Source organism: Streptomyces sp. NPDC090442 (assembly GCF_044769405.1).
Lineage (GTDB): Bacteria > Actinomycetota > Actinomycetes > Streptomycetales > Streptomycetaceae > Streptomyces.
Window position 1 is genome coordinate 24,527 of the sequence record NZ_JBIVXW010000024.1, and the last position, 20,373, is coordinate 44,899.

A 20,373-nucleotide genomic window follows, 5' to 3' on the forward strand; every position below is an offset into this window, starting at 1 on the left:
TCGCTGTGGTCGCTCAGAAAGGCGGTTACGGTTCCATAAATCGGCGGTGAGGTACGTCACCGTAAACAGGAGGAACCCGATGGATGGGTGGGCCATCCGATGTGATCTCGGTTGGTAAAAATCCCGTTTACGGTGGTGGGACTTGTCGGCTGGAACAAGCCATATGACATAGCATCACCGACGGAAGTCACCCGTGCGGAAAGGCATGTGAGGGCGGCCCGGAACGGGCCCTGCCATGCCTTCTACCGCAGAAACACGTCAAGAACTGGTGCCGCATACCCCGCGGTTCCGGGTCTTCGGAATGCCGAAAAGCAGGAATGTTATGCCCGTTCAACCATTGACGGAACTCATACGCTTCGTGCGTGCCAACTCCCCGTTCTACCGGGATCTCTACGCCGGTCTACCCGATCGCGTGAGTGAGATAACGGAGCTTCCGGTCGTTCCCCACGACGCATTCTGGCGAGCCAATACGCCACGCAACAACAGCCTTCTGACCGGACCGCTCGACGAGGCGTTGGTCTTCAAGAGCGGTGGCACGACCGGCGCGCCGAAGTTCTCCGTCTATACACGCGATGAATGGCGGGAATTCACCTCGGCGTTCGGCGTCGGACTCGTCGAGGCAGGATTGCGTCCCGGCCATCGGGTCGCCGACCTCTTCTACGCCGGCGAGCTCTACGCCAGCTTCACCTTCATCCTGGACTCCCTCCACCGGGCTCCCGTCGCCAACGTGCGACTGCCCATCGGCGGCGGCGCACCGCTCGCCTCCACCGTTCACACGCTGGAGGAATTCGACGTCGACGTCATCGCCGGCACCACGACCACGCTCTGTGGCCTGGCCGACCACCTCGTGCGCGAGGGGCGTCAACTCCCCGGCGTGGAGCTGCTGTTCTTCGGCGGCGAGGGGCTGTTCGAGGACCAACGGCCGCTGCTCCGCCGGGCGTTCCCGCGGGCGGAGGCCCGTTCCGTCGGCTACGCCGGCGTCGACTCCGGTCTCCTGGGCCAGGCGGTCCCCGGCGCGGACCCCCGCGTCCACCGTGCCTTCACGCCCCACACCCTCGTCGAGATCCTCGACGAGGAGACCGGCGAACCCCTGACCCGCGAGGGCGTTCCGGGCCGCATCGTCGTCACGGACCTGCGCCGCCGCCTGATGCCCATCATCCGCTACCCCGTGGGCGACCGGGCCGAATGGACCGACGTGGCCGGCGGAGTCTTCCGCATCCTCGGCCGGGCAGAGGAGGGCGTGCGGATGGGCGCGGTGTCCCTCTACACGCAGGACGTACACGACCTGGTGCGGGCCGCCGACCCGACCGGCCGGGTGATCGGCACCCAACTCGTGGTGCGCCGCTGGGACGGCCGGGACGGACTGGTGCTGCGGCTGGCCGTCGACGCCGGGCCTGGCACCAACGCGCCCGTTGCGGCCGGCGACAGCGGCGAACCGAGCGAACTGGCGCACCTGGCCGCCGCGATCGCCAAGGAGATCGACGCGGCCCGCCCGATGTACGCCGACGAGGTCGACGCCGGGCGCGTCCACCCGCTGGCGGTGGAATGGGTGCGGCACGACGAACTGGTCGTCAACGCGCGCACCGGCAAGCTGCTGCGGGTCATCGACGAACGGCCGCACTCATGACCGCGACCCCGACCCCGGCCCCGCGCCGACTCCCGATCGTCCTGCGCAACCGGGCCTTCGGCACCGTCTGGGCCGCACAGGTACTCACCCAGGCAGCCGGCCGGATGTTCCAGGTCGGCGTGGTGTGGTGGATCGTCGGGCACGCCGCCGCCGGCGTCAGCGACCGCGGTCTGGCCTCCGGGGTGTTCCTCGCGGTGAGCACGCTGCCCGCGGTGGCGCTTGCCCCGCTGGTGGCACGCATCATCGCCCGCTGCCCGCACCGCACGGTGATGGCGTTGGCGGCCGCCGTGGCCGGCCTGGTCGCGGCCTTCACCGCCGGATGGACGTACCTCGCACCGCCCCCGACCGTCGTCGCGTACGGCGCCGCACTGTTGCTCGCCGGTTGCCAGGCACTCTTCGACCCGTGCCTGACGACCTCCGTGCCCGAACTCGTCGACGACGCCGACATCGAGGCCGCGACCGGCTTCGAACTCGCCACCCAGTCCCTGGCCGGACTGGCCGGTGGGCTGCTCGGTCCGCTCGTGGTGGATGCCTGGGACCTGACGGGCATCGTCTCCGGATGTGCCGGCGCGTATCTGGCCGCCGCGGCGCTGGTGTTCCTCACCCGCTTCCCCCGGGCCGCCACGGCACCGGATGAGGCAGTGCCGTCCGACGACGGGTCCACATCGCGGACGCTCCGTCAGATCCTGGCCGAACATCCCTTCATCCGGCGGGTGTTGCTCTGCTTCGCCGCGGTGAACGTCTTCAGCACCGCCGTATATGTTGTCATGCCCCTGTACGCCCGGGGCGTGCTGCACGCGCAGGGGTCCACGGTGGCCGCACTGGAAACCGCACTGGGCCTCGGCGCCCTCCTGGGCTCGTTCACCGGCGCCAAGCTGCCCGGATCCCCGACCACCATCGGCGGGGCCTGTCTGGCCCTGATGGCGGTGGCCCTGGGCACCCCCGGGCTGCTCGCCGACCGGCCGGCGGCCGTGTGCGCCCTGATCGTCGCCGGCTGGTGCGTGGGCGTCATCGGCGTGCGGTTCGTCGCACTGTTCCAACGACTGGTACCGGCAGCGGACAAGCCCGGGTTCTTCGCCATGATGCAGGCCCTGCTCGGCGCGACCTTCCCGCTGTCCTCCCTGGTCTTCGGCGCCCTCGGCGACCACCTCTCACCGCAGACCCTGTGCCTGGTACAGGCCGTCGGACTGGTTCCGCTCGCCGCCGCACTGTGGTGGCTGGGCAGGCGCACGGCAACGCCACCGGACGCCACCGTTGAGGACGCCACGACCGCGCCGGCTCCGGCGGCTGTCGCCAACGCATCACTGGGGGAGGCTTCATGACGACCATTCACCCGGCGACGTCCCAGGACATCGCCGAACTCCGACAGCTCTACTTCGACGTCTACGGCCACGGCTACCCGGTACCACTGGGCAGCGATCCGGCCGTGATGTCCCGCCTGATCACCGATCCGCACTGCCACTGGCTCGTCGCGCGCACCGAGAACGGTGAACTGGCCGGCTCCGTCGTCGTCCAGACCGACCGCGGCAACCGCGTCGGCAAGCTCGTCGGCCTCGCCGTCCACCCGCGCCACCGCCAGGGCGGCCTGGCCGGCCGGCTGACCGGCGCGGTCACCGCCGACGCCCTCGCCACCGGCACGATCGACTCGCTCTACACCACCGTCCGGATGGTCACCCAGGCACCCCAACGCGTCGTCGCCCGCAACGGATACCGGCCGCTCGGCCTGTTGCCCAACGCCGCCGACGTCTCCGGTTGCGAGACCCTGGCGCTGTTCGCCTGCTACGCGGAGGGCGTCCTGGACCGCCGGGAGCAGGCGCCGGCCGTCCCCCGGGCACTGGTGCCACTGCTGCACGCGGCCGAGGAGAGCACCAGCGTCCCCTACGCCGCGGCGCACGCACCGGCCGTGGCGGACCAGGCCCCGCCACCGTTCTCCCCAGCCGGTGGCCTGGCCACGGCCACGACACCCACCGCGGTCCTGACCGCCCCCGCGGCCACCCGCACCCAGGCACCCCTGGAAGTGATCACCGCCCCGGGATTCGTCCGCCGCCGCTTCCGCGAGCTCTTCCCCGACCCGGCCGGCGCCTACTCGCCGCTGCGCGCCCCGAACACGGTGCTCACCGCGCCGGACGGCGAGTTCGAGATCTACGCCGACCTCGACCCGGCGGCCAGCAGTTGCGCCCTGGTCGCGGTGCACCCGCACCCGGCGGCCGCCACCGGCGCCCTGAACTCGCTCATGGCCACGCTCAGCCGGGCCGGCGCCGACTACGTCGAGACGCTGGTGCCGCTGTCCGACACCGAGGGCCTGCGGGCGTTCCTGGACGCCGGGTTCGTCCCCAGCGCCTGCTATCCGGCCATGCGCCGGATCGGCGACCGCTTCCACGACTACGTCGTCCTCTCCCGTACCGACCGTCAGATCGACTTCCGGACCACAGCCGTCAGCCCGCTGATCCAGCCCTACCTGAGCGCGTACCTGACGGCCTGGGCGTCCACCTATCTGCCCCAGCACGAGGTTGCCCGATGAACACCCATCTCGCCCCCGTCGAGGTCCCCGACCCGACGACCCTGGCCCACGTCCAACAGCTCTGCGACCTCCCGTCGCCCTACACCACCGGCCCCGAGGTCGACACCCTGTTCGCCGCCGCGATGGCCGAGACCAACGCCTGGCACGCGGAGCGCTCGGACCTCTTCCGGTCCCTCCTCGCCGACACCCCGGAGACCCCGGCCCCGACCGTCGGCCAGGAGACCCGCACCCCGCTGCTGCACGCCAACTTCTTCAAGCGGCACGAGGTGCTCTCCATCCCGCGCGACGAGGTCTTCCTGCACCTGACCTCCTCGGGCACCACCGGGCAGAAGTCCCAGATGTTCTACGACCAGTGGACCATCCGCTCCGCCCAACGCATGGTCGCCCGCATCTTCGACCACTACGGATGGATCACCCCCGAACAACCCGTCAACTACCTTCTCTACAGCTACGAACCGGCACCGCAGTTCCGCGTCGGCACCTCCTTCACCGACAACTACCTGTGCGACTTCGCGCCGGCGCGCCACACCACCCACGCCCTGCGCCACACCGGCAGCAGCCACGAGTTCGACGTGCACGGCTGCATCGACGCGCTGCACCGCTACGCCGAGGAGGGGCTGCCGGTGCGCATCCTCGGCTTCCCGGCGTTCTTGCACTTCACCCTGGAACGGATGCGCACCGCGGGCATCCCGCCCCTCCAACTCCCGCCCGGCTCCCTGGTGATCCTGGGCGGCGGCTGGAAGGGCCACGCCGACCGCAAGATCCCCAAGGAGGAGTTCTACGACGAGGTGACGCAGCAACTGGGCATCCCGGGGGAGCGGATCCGGGACACCTACGGCTCCGTCGAGCACTGCGTGCCGTACATCGAGTGCGACCACCACCGCCTGCACGTACCGGTCTGGTCCCGCGCCGCCGTCCGCGACACCCGGACCCTGCAACCCCTGCCGTACGACCGGCCCGGTTACCTCCACCTCGTCTCCCCGTACATCACCTCCGTCCCGGCGCAGAGCGTCGTGATGGGCGACCTGGCCTCACTGCACCCCGGGGACGCCTGCGGCTGCGCCCTGGAAACGCCCTGGTTCACCATCCACGGCCGCGCCGGGGTGAGCCGTAACCGCAGTTGCGCGGTGGCCGCCGCAGAACTCCTGAAGGGAATGTCATGACCCGTCAACTCCATTACTGGCAGGGCTCGTTCATCGACGAAGCCGAGGCGGCCGAGCGGCTCGCCGAGCTGCCGACCCTGGTCGAGGGCGTCCTGGCGGAGCCGCTGTCCACCGAGACGGTCCTGCTGGCCTGCGACACGGTCAGCCAGGCACTGCGGGAACCGGACGGCGATCTGCACGCCCGCCTCATGGCCCACCAGACCGACACCGCGGACGGACCCGACCGCGCGGAGGCCGCGGCCACCCTCGCCGAACTCGCCGACGCCCTCGCCCGCCCGGCCCTGGAACGCAAGCTGCGGCGCGAGCTCGGCGGCCCGCGCCCCGAACGGCTCACCAGGCCCGATGCCCGGGAGACCCGCTACGAGGCATGGGCGCCGGTGGGCCTGCTCGTCCACATCGCCCCGGGCAACGCCGCGGGGGTCGCCCCGTTGAGTGTCGTGGAGGGCCTGCTCACGGGTAACGTCAACGTCCTCAAGACCAGCAGCACGGACACCCCGCTCGCCCAGCACCTGCTCGCCGAGGTCGCCGCCGCCGACCCCACCGGCGCCGTCGGCCGCCGGGTCATCGCCCTGCGCTTCTCCTCCCGTCGCCAGGACCTGATGCGGTTGCTGTGCGCGCCCGCGGACGCCGTGGCCGTATGGGGCGGCGAGGACGCCGTGGCGGGCGTCGCGGCCCTCGTCCCGCCCGGCTGCCGGCTCGTCGAGTGGGGCCACAAGATCTCGTTCGGCTATCTGACCCGCGACGCCTGGACGGACCGGGCGGCCCTGATCGCGCTGGCCACGGACGTCTGCCGGCTCGAACAGCAGGCGTGCTCCAGCCCGCAGGTCATCTACCTCGACACCGACCCGGACGCCGACTCCTCCGCCCAACTCTTCGCCGCAGCGGAGGAGTTCGCCGCGGTCCTGGACGAGGTCTCGGCCAAGTTCCCCGCCCCGTCGAGCGGTTGCGGGGCAGCGGACGACGGTGCCGACCCCGCCGAGCAGGCCGAGCTCACCACCACCGAGCTGGTCGCCCGGGCCGAGCAGCACCTCGGCCTGACCAGGGTCCTCACCGCGGACGACGGGAGCTGGCGGGTCTTCGCCGACACCCGCCCCGCGCTGACCGCCTCCCCGCTGCACCGCACCGTCTGGGTCAAGCCGCTGCCCCGCCGGGACATCGTGGCCACCCTGCGCCCCATGCGCCGCTACCTCCAGACCGCCGGGGTCGGTGGCCACCGCGCGGACATCGCGCAGTTGTCCAGGACGCTGATCACCGCGGGCGTGGACCGCGTCACCCCGCTCGGCGCCATGCTCGACGGCTACCACGGCGAACCCCACGACGGCGTCTACGCCCTCCAGCGCTACAGCCGTCGGGTCAGCGTCCAGGCCCCCGAGGCGGCGTTCAGCACCACCCCGTGTCTGGACGACCTGGTCGCCCCCGCCGCGCCGCCCGCCCCGCCCACCGGCCCGCTCATGGACAAGGCGGCCGCCCAGGCCCAGATCCGCACCCTGGCGCCGGAGCACGCCCAGCTCTACTTCCACAGCGGCGGCACCACCGGCGCCCCGGCGCTGTCCGTCTTCACCTGCGACGACTACGACACGCAGATGAGCGCCTCCGGCAACGGCCTGATCGCGGGGGGCTTCGACCCGGCCCACGACCGCGCCGCCAACCTCTTCTTCTGCGGGGAGATGTACGGCAGCTTCATCAGCTTCTTCTCCATCCTGGAACGCCTGAACGCCACCCAGATCCCCATCGCCGCGGGACCCGACCACGAGGCGATAGCCAACGCCCTGGTCAACTACCGCGTGGACACCCTCTTCGGGATGCCCTCCTACCTGTGGCAGCTGTTCCACGCCCAGGGCGACCGGCTCCGCTCCTACGGCGGCATCCGCAAGGTCTTCTACGGCGGGGAACACTTCACCTCCGAGCAACGCCGCATCCTCACCGAGGAGTTCGGTGTCGAGGTCATCCGTTCCGCCGCCTACGGCAGCACGGACCTGGGCCCGCTCGGCTACCAGTGCGCCCACGCCCAGGGCACCGTCCACCACGTCCTGACCGACCTGCACACCCTGGAGATCCTCGACCCGCAACAGGACCGCCCGGCCCCCGCCGGCGAGCCCGGCCGGCTGGTCTTCACCACCCGCACCCGGGCCGGCCAGCGCCTGGAGCGCTACCAGATCGGTGACCTGGGCCGGGCCGTCGAAGGGGTCTGTCCCTGCGGCAGTCAGATCCCGCGCATCGAACTCCTGGGGCGGTACGGGGATGTGTTCCGCATGGGCACGTACCACTTCAACTACCGTCGCTTCACCCAGGTCGCCGAGGAACACCTGGGCTACCGGGGGGAGTTGCAGCTCATCCTGACCTCCCAGGCCGACCGCGAACAGCTCACCGTCCGCCTGGACGGTGCCTACGCACCGGACCCCGAAGCGGCCCGCACCGCACTGCTGGCCCACATCCCCGAACTCGGTTCGGCGGTCGGCCCGGAGGCGCTGCTCGACTGCGCGGTGGAGACCGCCACCACGTCCGCCTTCGAGCGCACGCCCACCAGCGGCAAGCTCCGCACCGTCATCGACCGCCGGACGACGGCGAATTGACGCGTAGCTGACTCGTGTGTGGGGGTGGGGCCGCGGCCCCACCCCCACACGGGTTTCCGCCCTTCCGTCTTTTTCATACGCTTGACATAATACGATTGACCGAGAACGCTGGGAGGTCTCCTCAGGAAGGAAGCCACATGCCTGAACGGCCAAGGGTGCGAACCGCCGAGGGCCTGGTGCAGGGCCGTTGGCACCAAGGTCACGCGGAATTCCGCGGCATCCCCTACGCCCAACCACCCGTCGGCGCACTCCGGTTCGCGGCGCCCGCGCGCGTCCCTCGTTGGGAAGGAGTGCGCCAGGCGACGGAGTTCGGGCCGCCGGCACCCCAGTCCGGACCGATCCGTGCGGACGTGGGGGAGGACCCGGGCTCGGACTGGCTGACGCTCAACGTCCGCACCCCCGACCTCGGTGCCGCCGGGCTGTCGGTGCTGGTGTGGATCCACGGCGGCGGCTACATCGCCGGCACCTCCAGCGATCCCATGTACGACCCGACGGCGCTGAGCGGCGCCGGACTCGTCGTCGTGAGCCTCAACTACCGTACCGGCGCGGAGGGTTTCGCCCTCCTCGAAGGGGCACCGCCCAACCGTGGCCTGCTCGACCAGATCGCGGCGCTGGAGTGGGTCCGGCGCAATATCGCCTCCTTCGGAGGGAACCCCGACCACGTCACCGTCGCCGGACAGTCCGCCGGAGCCGGCTCGATCGCCGCCCTGCTGACGATGGCATCCGCCCGCGGCCTGTTCCGACGAACCGTCACCCACTCCGTGCCGGGCAATCTCTGCACCCGCGCACTGGCCGAAGAGGTCGCCGCCGAACTGGCCGACCGCCTCGGCACCAAGCCCACCGCCGCAGCCCTCGCCACCCTCACCCCCCACCGCCTGGCCGAGGCCGTCACCTCCCTCGGCACCGACCTCCCCGCCCACCACGAACGCTGGGGCCGGCTCTCCCGCATCGGCGTCGCCACCTGCCCCGTCATCGACGGCGACGTCCTCACCGAGGCACCCTGGACCGCTCTGGCCGCCGGCCGCGCCCGCGGAACCGAACTCCTCGTCGGCCATACCCGCGACGAATTCCGGCTGTTCAGCGCGATGAGCGGACGAGTGGACGGGTTCACCGACGAGGAAGCCCGCACCGCCCTGGACCTGTTCGCCCCGGCACCGGACGGACCGGCCGCCTACCGCGCCGCCGCCCCGCACGCCACCCCCAGCCAACTCCTGGAAACCGTCTACTCCGACGCCCTCTTCCGGATGCCGTCACTGCACCTGGCCCGGGCCAACGCCGTGGCCGGCGGCACCTCGTTCCTCTTCGAACTGTGCCTGAGCGCACCGGTGTTGGGCGGCCTCTTCGGCGCCTGCCACAGCCTCGACGTGCCCCTGGCGTTCGACACGCTGGACAGCCCCAACGGGCGGGAACTCCTGGGCGATCCGCCCACCCCCGAGGCCCGCGCGGCGTCACGGGAACTCCACGGGGCCTGGATCCGCTTCGCCACCACCGGCGACCCCGGATGGGCCGCCTACCACCCGGACCACCAGCTCACCCGCGTCCTGGACGCCACCTCCACGACCGCCCGCTACCCCGAACAGGACTCCCACCACATCTGGGAGAACCACCCCCCGACCCCCTTCGATCTCTCCTCGTAGGGACTCTCGCGGCTGCGGTTCACCGGCTGGAACCGGCGGCCGCCCCGCCCATCCCCTCGGCGCGCGCGATCGGGACGCAACTGGTGTGCTGGAATGCAGGGGCCCTCGCCCCTACACCTGGGAGAGAACCGGATGAGCAGTGCATCACGGGACCTGATGATCGTCTCCGCGGACGCGGTCTCCAGCCGCTCCATGCCCCAAGGCAACCTCTCGCTCGCCCTCGCGGGCGGCGAGCTGATCGACCTCCTCGCCGCCGGGGCACTCACGGTCGACGGCGAACGCCTCGTGCCGGGCTACCGCCCCGCCATCGACGACCCGTTGCTGGACCAGGCCGCGGCGGCACTGGTGCGCCAGACACCGTACGAGACGATCAGTGACTGGCTGTGGCGCAGGGGAGACGGCCTGTACGTGACCTACCAGGCGCGCCTGGAAGCGGAAGGGCTGCTGAGCCGGGAGCGCCGCCGCGGCATCCACCTCCGGGCCGATCACGTCGTGCTCGCCGAGACACCGGACCGGCGCGCGGCGGAGAACCGCCTGGCCTCGGGCGAGCCCGTCCTCACCGCCCTCGCGACGGCCGTCGGGATCGCCGGTGACGGAGAGGCGGAGGACGGCGACAAGCACGCCCCGGACGTCTCCAACTCGCCGAGCGTGGACGACAACGGCGTGGACACCGTGCTCGCCGCGGTCCACGGCGCGCTGATGGAACTGGAGGCCCTGCGCCAACGCCGCGCCATCGAGCAGGCCGCGTTCGACAACATCTGGCGCGGCAACTGACACCGGGGAGAGGGAAGACCAGGTCCCCTCACCGGCGCATCGCCTCCTGTACCGCGCCCAGGCAGGCGGCGACGGCCGGATGAGGGGCACCCGGCCGCCGATCGTGCCGGCGCGGGCGCGCAGGCGACCGTGCGCCGTCTCGACCGCGGCCAGGATGCCCGCGGCACGCTCGACCAGCTCGCGTCCGCCGTCCGTCAGGCTCGCGCGCTGAGCGGTGCGCTCGATCGGCGCGACGCCCATTTCCCCTTCCAGCGCGCCGAGTTGCTGCAAAAGTCGTCAGCGGCCGGCCGTCGAGGCGGGCCGACGGTCGGCGATCAGGCGGTTGCGTTCCGGTCGGCGGGGGTGGTGAAGCCGGTGGTGAGGACGGTGAGCCTGGCCAACAGGGCGTCGGCGAGCGGGAAAGCGCCGTCGCTGCGCAGCCAGCGGCTCAGCGCGGTCACATACCCGTCGAAGACCATGTCGGCGAGGGCCCCGGCGTCGAGGTCGCGGCGGATCTCGCCGTGCCGTTGGCCGCGGGTGACGGCGGAGACGATCGCGGGGGGAGTGGTGGTGCCCTGACCGAAGGCGGTGTGCAGCACCCCGCCGTCGTGCAGTTCCTTGGCCAACGCGTAGTCCCGCTCGTTGAGTTCGGCCAGCGCGCGCAGCTCGTCGGCCAGCGCCTCGACGGCGGATTTCCCCGCGGTGCTCGCGTCCGCCTCGTCCTGCCGGTCCAACTGCTCGTGCCGCGCACGGACCCAGGCGGTCACGAAGTCCTCCTTGCGGCGGAAGTGGTTGAACGCGGTCTGGCGGCCCACGTCTGCCCGTTCGGCGATGTGCTCGTAGGTGGTGGCCGCATACCCCTGCGTGGCGAACAGTTCCAGGGCCGCGGTGAGCAGCCTCTCCCGCGTCGCGTTGCGGCGTCGTTCGCGACGGTCCTGCGGTGCGCCCGTGTCCTGCGGTGTTGTCGACGTCACCCCGTAAGTGTACTTGAATCCAACATGGACGTGAATATAGCTTGGTACTCAAGTACACATACTGAGGAGGTCAAGCAATGGACGTTCCCCGCGTTCCCTACGCTCCCGGTCTGCACCGCATCGCCGCCGAGACCTACGCCTACGTGCAACCCAACGGCTCCTGGGGCTGGAGCAACGCCGGACTGGTGGTCTCCGGTGACGAAGGGCTGCTGGTCGACACGTTGTTCACCGTTCCGCAGACCCGCACCATGCTCGACGCGATAACCCAGGCGCTTCCCCGACTGACGATCGGAACACTGGTCAACAGTCACAGCGACGGCGACCACTGGTGGGGCAACCAACTGCTCCCCGGCGCCACGATCGTCGCCTCCGAGGCCGCCGCAGCCGCCATGCGCCGCGACCACCTCCACGCGCTGCTCGCCGCGCCGGGCACCATCCGACTGCCGCGGATCGCCGAGGAGATGCGCCGGACCTTCGACTTCACCGGCATCACACCGACGCTGCCGACCCGGACCTTCGACGGCGAACTGGAGGTGGCCGTGGGTCGACGAACCGTCCGGCTGATCGAGGTGGGTCCGGCGCACACCACCGGGGACGTCCTGGTCCATCTCCCGGACGCGGCCGTGCTGTTCGCCGGGGACATCCTCTTCATCGGCGGCCACCCGGTGATCCACAGCGGACCGGTGGAGAACTGGATCAGTGCCTGCGACCTGATCCTCGACCTGGACGTCGAAACGATCGTCCCCGGGCACGGCCCGGTCGTCGGCAAGCCCCAAGTCCGGGACTTCCGCGACTACTTGGAGCGGGTCCACGGCCATGCCGTCCGCGCGCACCGATCGGGCCTGCCCGTGCTGCAGGCCGCCCAGGAGATGGACCTGGACGGCTTCACCGACTGGGCCGACCCCGAACGACTGGTGCTCAACATCGGCGCCATCTACCGCGAACTCAACGGCGACGGCACCCCCGACGAGGAGCGGTTGATGGGCCTTCTCGACCACTACGTCCCGTCACCCCGCGCCGACGCCGCCCCACGCATCGCGCCCCGCCCCGCCGAGGAGATCGCCGCCCTCGCCGGGCGCCTGGAGGGCCCCGCGGCCCAGGCACTCGCGAACGACGCGGGACCGCTCGCCGGCCGGCCGGTGCTCAACGTCCTGGCCACCCTCGGCAACCACCCCGACCTGCTGCTCTCCCTCGCGCCCCTGCTCGCCCAACTCGCCCAGGGACTGCTGCCACCGCGCGAACGGGAGCTGGCCATCCTCCGAACCGCCCACCGCACCGGCTCGACCTACGAATGGCACCACCACGCCCGCCTCGGCGCCACCGCCGGCCTCACCCCGCTCGAAATCGCCCGTGTCCGTCGCGGACCGGAGGCGACCGACTGGAACGGAACGGACCGGGCGCTCCTACGGGCCGTCGACGAACTCTGCGACAAGCAGAGCCTCTCGACGACCACCTGGCAGACCCTGGCCGCGCGCTACTCCGCCCCACAACTACTGGAACTGCTCACCCTGATCGGCACCTACACGCTGGTCGCCGGCATCCTCAACTCCTGCCGGGTCCCACTCGACGCCTGGCTCGCCGACCCGGCAGACCTCTCTTCCCCCTCACCGGCATCCGGTACCTCGTCGCGGGCGAAGTCGTACCCGGTGAAGTCGGCGACCGGGACGTATCCGAGGCGTTGATAGAGGGCGTTGCTGGTGGAGTTGGCCGGGTTCGTGAACAGGACGACATCCGTCGCGCCCGCCGCCAGTGCGGCTCTGCCGACCTCGACCGTCACGGCGCCCGCGTAGCCAAGGCCCCGGAGGTGGGCGGGGGTGTAGACGGGGTCCACCCGGACCATGCCGCCGATCATCGAGGTCGAACCCGCCACGGAGACCGGAGCGCCGTCCGGGGTCTCCCAGAACGTGAAGTGCTTGTCGGCGAAGCGGGAGCCGGTCCAGGAGCCGGCATCGATCAGGGGGAACTCGCCGACGTCGGCCATGAACTCGCCGCACCAGCGGATGAGTTGCCCGTGATCCCGCTCGCCGGCGAGGCGGCCCCGCCCCTCCGGGCACGGCTCCGGCGGAGCGAGCGTGCCGAGCCGGTAGAGGCGGCCCCGCCAACTGCGTACGGGCGTGGGGCCTGCGTGCCGCTGCCATGCCTCGGCGAAGGCGGTGGCGGTGTCGTGGTCCGCGGTGACGCCGGAGAGGGAGTGGCCGAGGCCGGTCAGGTGGGCGGCGAGGGCGTCGGCCTGACCGGGGGAGAGGGCGGTGAGGGTCAGGCGGTGGGACGGAACGCGGTAGCAGACGGCGTGGACCTCGCCCCCTGACTCCAGCCGGCCGAAGAAGACGCTGGTCTCGGCGCCGGATGCGGGGTCCGCCCTGCGCGTTCGCAGTTTCTCGATTGTCGTCAGTGGCGTGTTGTGCAGGGCGGGGCGCGACAGCAGGAAGTCTCCGGCTCGATCGAGGAAGCCGTCGACGTCTTCGGTGAGGTGCCAGTCAGTCGAGCGCATGCTTCATCGTCCCGCGAATCACTCGCCACGGAACTCGGTACGCGCGAGGCCCCACGTGACGCCTGCCGCGCCACCGCCGCCTGACCGGTCCGTGCCGCCCGGCCCACGGGCCGTTCTCCGGTCGCCTATTGGACTCTCCAGGGCCGTGACGATTCCGCTCGGTCTCGTCATCGCCACCGACCTGTTCGCCCTGTGGCAGGGCGTGCACTTGTACGAACTGGTCGGCCGGCTCATCGGCGACGTAACCTCCGTGCCCCTGCAAGAGGTTGAGCGTCCTCGCCATCCTCTTCGTGCGCCGCCTCACGCGCATGCAGCACGCGAGGGCCCTGAGGGGCCCGATGCCCTGACGGCAGCGGACAACAAGCCTATGCCTGCCGGGGTGTTGGCGCTGGAAGCAGCCTCAACACCCCAGCGTCCTGGTGCCCTCTGTTCGCGGGCTGAGAGGCCCCACGGCGGCCGGGGGCGGTCACCGCGCCGCCGCGTCGCCTTGCGGGGCGGGTGCTCAACCGGACGGTTGGGCGCCGCTCAGGCCAGGGTGACCCGCATTCCGCCTTCGGCCAGGGCGGCGAGGACGTCGGCGAAAAGGTCGTAGGGGTGGCCGGCCGGGGTCAGGGTTTGTGACAGGTGCGCGCGTGCGGTGGCGGCGTTCCGCCAGAGCAGGGTTGCCGGGGGGTGGTAGCCGAAGCCGCCGGCCAGGCAGTCGTCGAGGGCGGCCAGGCAGCCGCCGAAGTAGCCTCCCGGCCCGTTCACCGCTTCGCCGAGCGCCAGGTAGAGTCCCGGTTCGTCGGTGAGGTGACGGCCGTCGAACGCGTAGGCACGGCCGGCCGGTTGGCCATGGCGAGTACGTCGACAGCCTCGTCCCCGGACGAGGTCGAGCCAGGCCCACCGACGCCGGGTGTCGAGACCGACCCAGTCGCCCAGGGCGTCCGGTGCCCCGGCTTGCCACCGCTCCCAGAGAGGCCGGGCGTGCTCGGGCAGGGGCGAGAAGAGCGCTCCGTCGAGCTCCAGGTCGATGAGGTCCGGCCCGTAGGCCGACGGGTGCCAGGCACTGATCCGGGTCCACAGCGGTCGATCGGTGAGCGGTTCTCCCCGGTCGTCGCCGATCTCCAGGGTGAGCCCAGACTCCGAAAGGTCCAGTGCCCGCCGCGTGCCTTTCTGGAGTGCCGCCCGTAGCCGATCGCCTTGGGCGAGCCCTCGGAGGACGAGCGACGGCTTCGTCCCCTCGGGTGGCAGCAGGCGGGCGAATTCTCGGCACGAGCCCAGCCAGTGGCGCTGGTTGTGCAGTCGGACGGGTCCGCGGTACCCCTCGGGCGGGCCCTCGTAGTCGTCCAGACCGGTGAGCACGAACCCGTCCGTTCCGGGGTGCGGTCCGAGGCTCTCGGTGTCCTGCAACAACCAGGGGCCGAGCGTCTCGTCCTCCGGTACCAGCCACACCCGGCTGCCGACCCAACCGCGTACCTCGGCCGCTTCCGGAACCCAACCGAACAGTTCGTACGTCTCGCGCCCCGACTGCCCGTACAGCCCCTCCACCTCGGCGCAGACGCCCCAGACCCGGCCGTGGTGGTCGGTGAGGGTGTAGCGCGCGCGTCCGTGGTGGTCCTTGTTCTCCTGCACGGTGACCATCATGCCGGGCCCGGAAGCGGACGGTGGAGCGAGGGGCCGCGAGGGCTCCGGAGACGCTGTCCTGAACCGGCACCACTCAGCCGCTGCGCCGGAACCGACTCCGGTACTCCGTGGGCGTCGTGTTGAGTTTGCGGCGGAAGGCCCGGATGAGGGTGTCCGTGGTGTTGAAGCCGCAGGTGGTGGCGATGCGTTCGAGGGTGTCGTCGGTGGTTTCGAGTTGGTTGCGGGCGGCTTCGACGCGGGTCGCTTCGATGTAGGCGGCCGGGGTGGTGCCGAGTTCGGTCTTGAACAGACGGGTCAACTGGCGTTCGCCGAGGTGGAGTTGACGGGCCAGGTCGGGGACGGTGAGCGGCTCGGCGAGGTGGTGGGTGATGTGCAGTCGGAGGTCGTCCATGCGTCGGGTGGTGGAGACGGGTTCGATGGGGACGCTGAACTGGCTCTGCCCGCTCGGGCGTTTGAGGTACATGACCAGTTGGCGGGCGACGCGCAGTGCGGTGGTCTCGCCGAAGTCCTCGGCGACCAGGGCGAGGGAGAGGTCGAGGCAGGCGGTGACGCCCGCGCCGGTCCAGACATGGCCGTCACGGATGAAGATCGGGTCGGCGTCGACGTCGACGGCCGGGTGCTCGACGGCGAGTTGCTGGGCGGTGGACCAGTGGGTGGTGGCGCGCTTGCCGTCCAACAGCCCCGCAGCGGCGAGGAGGTGTGCGCCGACGCAGACGGAGGCGACGCGCCGGGATCGCGCGGCGAGCGTGGCGACCCAGCGGACGACGCCGGGGTCGGTGAGGGCATGGACGCGGCGGTCGGCGTCGACTTCGACGGAACCGGGCACCATCAGGGTGTCGATGCGTTCCGCGGCGGCCTCCGCGAAGGTGATGTCTGGCAGTACCCGGACGCCGGCCGAGGTGGTGACTGGCGCCATGGTCTCGGCGGCCAGCGCGACGCGGTAGCCGGCGGCAGCGTCGGTCTCGCGTTGCAACAGCGAGAAGACCTCCGGCGGCCCGGTGACGTCCAGCAGGTCGACCCCGTCGAAGAGCAGGACGACGAGGAACTGATTGAGGGTGCGCACCGGACCTCCCAGCGATGTCGGAATCTGCAAGTTACCTGACATTGCCGCCACGGGCGGGGGTTCATAGCGTGGGGGCATGGCAACCAAGACTCTGCGAGAGCTCAACGGACTTGATCAGACCCCGGCGAAGTTGGCCGGCGCGACCGTGATCCTGGTCGACTATCAGAACACCTACACCCGAGGTGTGCTCGAACTGGCCGGCTGGCAGGCGGCGTTGGAGCGGGCCGCGGATCTACTGGCCCGTGCCAGGCAGGCGGGCGCGAAGGTGGTCCACGTCATCCACGACGGCGGCGAGGGCACCCCGTATGACGTCCGGGCGGAGATCGGACAGATCCATCCGCGGGTGGCGCCCGCGGAGGGCGAGCCGGTCGTGGTGAAGAAGGCGCCGAACGCCTTCCTCGACACCGAACTGGCCGAGCACGTCGACGCCGCGGGCAACGAGGACGTCATCATCGCCGGCTTCATGACCCATATGTGCGTGACGTTCACCGCACAGGGCGCGTTCCTGCGCGGCAACCGTCCGACCGTCGTCGCGGACGCCTGCGCCACCCGCCCGCTCTCGCACGGCGCCCACGACGGCGAGGTCGCCGCCGGCCAGCTCCACCACAGCGCCTTGGCGACGATCGGCGACCTCTACGGTGTCGTCGTCCCGTCCGCGTCCGCGCTGGGCTGAACCGGCCCCTTCGGGAGCCAGTGGGGGACCGGCGAGCCAGTCATCCACGCGAGAGAGGACGACCTGAGGCCGCCCTCCGGTCACGGTGCGGGAAGGGTGCCGTGCAGGGGGGCGTCTCCGGCCGTCCCGGTCACCGACGCGGGGACGTGCGGGGCGAGGGTGTTCCAGGTGACGTCCATGCTGACGTCGGGGGCGGGGGAGGAGGTGGCGTTGGGGTCGGGGGTGATGCGCAGGTGCGCGGTGACGGCTCCGCTGGTCTGGTCCCAGGTCGCGGTGCCGTTGACGGTGGCGTCGGTCACCCAACGTACGTCGGTGAGGGCGAACTGTGCCTGGGGAGCGCCGGTGACGGTCCAGGTGCCGCCGCGCAGTCCGGTGTTGTGGCCGTGGGTGACGTAGTTGCTGCGGGCGATCACGTCGCCCACGGCTGACGCGCCAACTGAGGCCAGACGCAGGGCCGGTGGGCGGGCGCGGTTGCCGGACGTGGGGGTGAGGGGGACGGCGACGGCGAGGTGGTTGGGGTAGTCGGCGAGGGTGGGGATGGCGGGGGTGTGCCTGGTGCAGGAGGTGTCGAGATGCCTCAGGGCGGCGGGCGTGCGGACGAACTGGCGGTAGAGCGACTGCCCACAGGCTTCCGGGCCCGGTCGGGTGTGGTCGGCCATGGCGGTGATGTGGGTGACGTTGGGGACGGCGATGAAGCGGGCGGAGGGGCCGAGTTGGGCGGCGACGTGTCGGCCGCCGGCGGCGGGGGTGAGGGAGTCGAGGTCACCGCCGAGGACGAGGGCCGGCACGGTCCGGGGCAGCAGGGGCGGGTGGGTTGTGATGGGGGTGTGGGTGCGCTGTGGGGCGGGCCAGTCGAGGCAGCCGTCGTAGGAGTTGGTGTAGGCGTTGACGGTCGCCCACTCGGCGGCGGTGAACGGGGCGAAGGTGGCGGCGGGTTGGGCGGCGAGCCGGCGTTGGAGTTGCCGGGCGCGTTCGGCGGCGGGGCTGTCCATGGTGAACAGTTGGGGGTAGTCGGTGCAGGCGGCGGCGAAGTACAGGGCGCTGGAGAAGTCGGGGGGCGCGGGGTTGGTGCCGTCGTGCGCGGTGGTCTGTTCGGCCAGGCGGAGCAGCGGGGCGTCATCGCCCCTGCCGAGCAGGGCCCGTGTTGCGGCTTGCAGGCTGCGGTAGATGTCCGGGTCGGAACCCGCGTCGTTGACGAGGTCGACCAGGGTGGTCACGGTGACCGTGACGGCGATGGGATCTCCGTCCAGGCCGGTGGTGGTGCCCGTGAGCGGTGCGGTGCGCAGACGCTTGGCCAGGGCGGAGATGAGTGGCCACGCGCCGGTGGAGGCGTGGGCGGCGCACTGTGGTGAACGTCGGCAGACGGTGGTGAAGGCGGCGCGGGCGGTGGCGGCGCCGCTGGCGTACCACGGGTCCAGGCCGAGGACTTCGTAGGTGGCGTCCAGCGTGAGCGAACGGAGCAGGGACGGGTGGCGCGCCGCGAAGACCTGCGCGAACCAACTGCCGTAGGAGTCGCCGTAGAGGTCGACGTCGGAGAGGCCGAGTCGGGAGAGGACATCGGCGAGGTCCTGGGTGGCGTCGACGGTCCCGAAGAGCTCGGAGGCGTGGAGCCAACTGCCGTCGGGGCGCCGCCAGGTGTGGTCGAGCACGTCGCCGCAGGCGCCGACGGTCCGGGCGAAGTCGGGCCCGGACGGCTGGCCCGCGTAGCGCTCCAGGTCGGGGCAGGTCAGGGCCTGCGAGCGGCCCGTGCCGCGCAGGTCGAACAGCAGCAGGTTCCGGGTGGCGAGCAGCGGCCCGAGCATCTTCAGGTAGGACTCGCGGGAGTGGTGCGTGGCCCAGCCAGGCCCACCGTCGACCACGACGACGGTGCCCTGGGGCTGTGCGGTGGCCGGCACCCACTCGAAGCCGATGTCGATCGTCGGGCTGTCGGTGGTCCGGCGGTCCAGCGGGAGTGCGGCGCTTCCGCACCAGCCGGCGGGGTCGTCCGGGCACGGGACGAGCTGGAGCGAACCGAGTCGGAGCCCGGATCCTGCCCCGCGGGCAACGGCACGCGTCGCCGGAGTGATCACCGCGGTGAGGAGCACCATGGTCGCCAGGAGGGCGACGGCCAGGAGGCCGTGGTGGAGCCCTGCCCGGCGGACGACCGTGGAGCGCGGGCGGGGACAGTGGCTCGGAGCATCAGCAGCAACGGTCATGGCGATCCTCTGCGGCGGCCTCGGAACGGTACGAGCGGGTACTGCGCGTGGTGCCGTCGGTGGAGCACGTATTGCTGGCTCATGTATGCCCGGAGAAGCGAGGCCAACGCACGGGGAGGCGGCGGCCGGCCGCGAGGCCCGCGGAATGTTTACCGGCTGCCCCCTGGTTCCGTTGAACGGCTCCGGTCTGCCCCAAGTGGCCGTTTGCCAGCGGTGGTTGGGGGAACTGGCGTGGTCCGGGGAGCGCGGGCACGGGGCGCCCGCTCGCGATATGGGGTGCGACTCGGACAAAGTTGCCCCATTCGATGCCGCGAGACCTCGCCCCTGGCCCCGGCGGTCGGGCGTTCCGCCGGGGCCCGGCGGCCGCGTTCACGGTCCTCGCCGTGCGCGGCACGTGGTCAGTCCCGTGGCACCAGTTTTCCCCGCTTCAACTGGAGGACCTCGTCGGAGGCGTGCGCGACCTCCTTGGAGTGGGTCACCACGATGACGCACTTGCCGTCGTCGTGGGCCAACTTCCGGAAGACCTCGACGATTCCGGCGGCCGTCTCGTGGTCCAGGCTGCCGGTCGGTTCGTCGGCGAAGAGGACGTCGACCTCGCAGGCCAGCGCGCGGGCGATGGCGACGCGCTGCTGTTGGCCGCCGGAGAGTTGCAGGGTGCGTCGGGTGCGGTCGGCGGGCTCGATGCCGAGCAGTTCGAGCAGTTCGTGGGCCCGTTGCCGCTTGCGTACCCCTTTCACGCCGGTGATCTCCATGGCGGAGGTGATGTTCTGTACGGCGTTCATGTACGGGAGCAGGTTGAGGGACTGGAACACCGTGGCCGCGTGCTGGTTGCGGTAGGCGCCCAGGCCGAGCTCCGCGATGTCGCGGCCGCGGAAGCGGACGCTGCCGGAGGTGGGCGAGTCCAGGCCGCTGGCCAGGGACAACAGGGTCGTCTTGCCGGAGCCTGAGGGGCCGACGATCGCGTACATGCGGCCGGCTTCGAAGGCGTACGAGACGGAGGCGAGGACGGTGCGGCGGCGGTTGCCGTTGCTGTAGGCGCGGCTGACGCCGGTGAGTTCGAGGGTGGGGGTGGTCACG

General features: G+C 71.3%; 14 protein-coding genes and 1 pseudogene. 9 read left to right on the forward strand and 6 right to left on the reverse strand.

Going from position 1 to position 20,373, the window contains the following annotated elements; translation table 11 throughout:
- Positions 1-322: 322 nt before the first annotated feature.
- From ACIQU6_RS18430 to ACIQU6_RS18460, 7 genes are all read left to right on the forward strand, one after another.
- Positions 323-1,627, forward strand: coding sequence for a phenylacetate--CoA ligase family protein (locus ACIQU6_RS18430; protein WP_403482671.1), 1,305 nt, complete (start codon positions 323-325; stop codon positions 1,625-1,627).
- Positions 1,624-2,949: an MFS transporter gene (locus tag ACIQU6_RS18435; RefSeq protein WP_403482672.1), complete on the forward strand. Its 1,326-nt coding sequence runs from the start codon at positions 1,624-1,626 to the stop codon at positions 2,947-2,949. The genes ACIQU6_RS18430 and ACIQU6_RS18435 overlap by 4 nt, the downstream gene beginning before the upstream one ends.
- Complete coding sequence (locus ACIQU6_RS18440) at positions 2,946-4,148, forward strand: GNAT family N-acetyltransferase (RefSeq protein WP_403482673.1); 1,203 nt, start codon at positions 2,946-2,948, stop codon at positions 4,146-4,148. Before ACIQU6_RS18435 ends, ACIQU6_RS18440 begins: the two co-directional genes overlap by 4 nt.
- A complete protein-coding gene (locus ACIQU6_RS18445) occupies positions 4,145-5,311 on the forward strand; it encodes an acyl-protein synthase (protein ID WP_403482674.1) in 1,167 nt (388 codons plus the stop codon). Before ACIQU6_RS18440 ends, ACIQU6_RS18445 begins: the two co-directional genes overlap by 4 nt.
- Positions 5,308-7,884 (forward strand): acyl-CoA reductase, encoded by a 2,577-nt coding sequence (locus ACIQU6_RS18450; protein ID WP_403482675.1) that lies wholly within the window; start codon positions 5,308-5,310, stop codon positions 7,882-7,884. The genes ACIQU6_RS18445 and ACIQU6_RS18450 overlap by 4 nt, the downstream gene beginning before the upstream one ends.
- Before the next feature lie 137 nt (positions 7,885-8,021).
- Positions 8,022-9,521 (forward strand): carboxylesterase/lipase family protein, encoded by a 1,500-nt coding sequence (locus ACIQU6_RS18455; RefSeq protein WP_403482676.1) that lies wholly within the window; start codon positions 8,022-8,024, stop codon positions 9,519-9,521.
- Positions 9,522-9,653: 132 nt separating this feature from the next.
- Positions 9,654-10,295 carry a GPP34 family phosphoprotein gene (locus ACIQU6_RS18460; RefSeq protein ID WP_403482677.1) on the forward strand — a complete coding sequence of 214 codons (642 nt, stop codon included), beginning with the start codon at positions 9,654-9,656 and terminating at the stop codon, positions 10,293-10,295.
- Positions 10,296-10,609: 314 nt separating this feature from the next.
- Here ACIQU6_RS18460 and ACIQU6_RS18465 read toward each other — a convergent pair whose 3' ends face one another.
- The gene (locus ACIQU6_RS18465; RefSeq protein WP_403482678.1) at positions 10,610-11,248 is read right to left on the reverse strand and encodes a TetR/AcrR family transcriptional regulator; all 639 of its coding nucleotides are present in this window, start codon (positions 11,246-11,248) and stop codon (positions 10,610-10,612) included.
- A gap of 77 nt (positions 11,249-11,325) precedes the next feature.
- Between ACIQU6_RS18465 and ACIQU6_RS18470 the strand changes: the two are divergent.
- A pseudogene (locus tag ACIQU6_RS18470) lies at positions 11,326-12,657 on the forward strand (MBL fold metallo-hydrolase); the annotation flags it as partial.
- 110 nt (positions 12,658-12,767) lie between these two features.
- Here the strand turns inward: ACIQU6_RS18470 and ACIQU6_RS18475 are convergent.
- The 3 genes from ACIQU6_RS18475 to ACIQU6_RS18485 all read right to left on the reverse strand — a co-directional run bounded on the left by ACIQU6_RS18475 (position 12,768) and on the right by ACIQU6_RS18485 (position 16,428).
- On the reverse strand, positions 12,768-13,739 hold the full coding sequence (locus tag ACIQU6_RS18475) for a GNAT family N-acetyltransferase (protein ID WP_403482679.1): 972 nt from the start codon (positions 13,737-13,739) through the stop codon (positions 12,768-12,770).
- Positions 13,740-14,264: 525 nt separating this feature from the next.
- Positions 14,265-15,365, reverse strand: coding sequence for a barstar family protein (locus ACIQU6_RS18480; RefSeq protein WP_403482680.1), 1,101 nt, complete (start codon positions 15,363-15,365; stop codon positions 14,265-14,267).
- A 73-nt stretch (positions 15,366-15,438) separates the two neighbouring features.
- On the reverse strand, positions 15,439-16,428 hold the full coding sequence (locus ACIQU6_RS18485; protein ID WP_403482681.1) for a GlxA family transcriptional regulator: 990 nt from the start codon (positions 16,426-16,428) through the stop codon (positions 15,439-15,441).
- Positions 16,429-16,504: 76 nt separating this feature from the next.
- Here ACIQU6_RS18485 and ACIQU6_RS18490 point away from each other — a divergent pair, with 76 nt between their 5' ends.
- A complete protein-coding gene (locus tag ACIQU6_RS18490; protein ID WP_403482682.1) occupies positions 16,505-17,101 on the forward strand; it encodes a cysteine hydrolase family protein in 597 nt (198 codons plus the stop codon).
- 80 nt (positions 17,102-17,181) lie between these two features.
- Here the strand turns inward: ACIQU6_RS18490 and ACIQU6_RS18495 are convergent, their stop codons facing one another.
- Positions 17,182-19,296, reverse strand: a complete 2,115-nt coding sequence (locus ACIQU6_RS18495) for an alpha/beta hydrolase (protein WP_403482683.1) — start codon at positions 19,294-19,296, stop codon at positions 17,182-17,184.
- A gap of 398 nt (positions 19,297-19,694) precedes the next feature.
- Entirely contained in the window at positions 19,695-20,372 is a 678-nt protein-coding gene (locus ACIQU6_RS18500) for an ABC transporter ATP-binding protein (RefSeq protein ID WP_403482684.1), read from the reverse strand.
- Between the last annotated feature and the right edge of the window lies 1 nt (position 20,373).